Origin of the sequence: Neisseria sp. HMSC064E01 (assembly GCF_001808875.1) — a bacterium.
GTDB lineage: Bacteria > Pseudomonadota > Gammaproteobacteria > Burkholderiales > Neisseriaceae > Neisseria > Neisseria sicca_A.
Genome location: NZ_KV794982.1, coordinates 1 through 878, shown reverse-complemented (window position 1 = coordinate 878; position 878 = coordinate 1). Strand labels below are relative to the sequence as shown.

Sequence of the window (878 nt, the reverse complement as noted above, 5' to 3'; positions counted from 1 at the left end):
TTGCCGAACCACAGCAAATTGCCGTCCTTATCAGTCATCTCACGCGGGATACCGATTTGGTCGCAGTGGAAGTAGCGGGTCTGTTGTCGGTTTTCACCGTCTTCGTTGGTCCAGTCTCGGACTTGCGCCAGCGGTTCGTAGGACTCTTGGTCGGTATAGATATAGGTATACCTGCCGTCCGGGTGGATTTCCTGCAGTAAATGGCTGCCGTCCCAAACGAAACGGGTTTGGTTTTCGAGGGCGTTCCCGCTTAAATCATGCGGGAATGACGTTTCTGAAACTTCTTCGTTTTTCAGACGACCTTTGCCTATCCTTCTGCCCAGGGCGTCGTAGGTGTAGGCCCAAGTCTCTTTCGTGCCGTCTTTTTTGAAGATTTCGGCTTTAACCAGTTGGTCGTGCAGGTCGTAGAAATAGTTCTGCATTTCGCCGTCGGCGAGTTCGCGGTGGATCAGGTTGCCGAGTTCGTCGTAGTAATAGGTCGTGCCGTTGTAGGTTTTCAGGCGGTTGTCGGGGACGGCATTGAGGTCGTCTGAAAGGATATTGTGCGCGGGGTCGAAGGCGAACAGTTCGCTGCCCGCTTGGGTAATCCGGCCCAGTTTGTCGTACTCGAACTGGGTCGTACCCGTCCGCTGGTCGGTGCTGTGGGTCAGGTTGCCGGTGCGGTCGTAGCCGTAGCTGCGTTTGACGGCGGTTTGGCCATAGCCCGCCGCTACTTTGGTTTTGCCTTTGCCGGTTTCCGTCAGGTCGTTGAGGGTGGCGATTTGCCTTTTCAGACGGCCTAAGGGATCGAGTTCGTAGCGGCTGGCGAGCTTACCCTGTGTGCGGAAGATTTCGCGGTGCAGCTGATCGCGTTCGATGTCGGTGATGACTTCGTCGTC

Annotated in this window: 1 protein-coding gene; it reads right to left on the bottom strand. The window is 55.7% G+C overall.

What is annotated here, in order from left to right; all coding sequences use genetic code 11:
- A partial coding sequence (locus tag HMPREF2572_RS12785) for an RHS domain-containing protein (protein WP_246827829.1) occupies nt 1-878 on the bottom strand: 878 nt, incomplete at both ends.